The following is a 225-nucleotide window of genomic DNA, read 5'->3' as shown; positions in this document are numbered from 1 at the left end:
TAAAACTAAAAGCAGTACTGTAATTCCAATATTTTTTGAACCAACTATATCATTTTCAACACGATAATACTTAATAGTATTACTAGCCATTGGGAGCCAAGCCGCACTCAACCCAAGAAAAAAACCAGCAATAAGCTCTAAATATGGGAAAACAACCCCAAACAAACCAAAAAGTGATCCTAAAAAGCCGCAATAAATGGCTAACTTTAGCAACGTATAGCTATT

General features: G+C 34.2%; 1 pseudogene. It reads right to left on the bottom strand.

Annotation, left to right across the window (positions count from 1 at the left end):
* Positions 1-225: pseudogene (locus LB941_RS12460) on the bottom strand (hypothetical protein); the annotation flags it as partial.

The sequence above is a fragment of the Ligilactobacillus ubinensis genome, from assembly GCF_024160875.1.
Taxonomy (GTDB): domain Bacteria; phylum Bacillota; class Bacilli; order Lactobacillales; family Lactobacillaceae; genus Ligilactobacillus; species Ligilactobacillus ubinensis.
The sequence above is the reverse complement of the archived record's forward strand: the minus strand, read 5'-3'. Positions and strand labels throughout refer to the sequence as shown.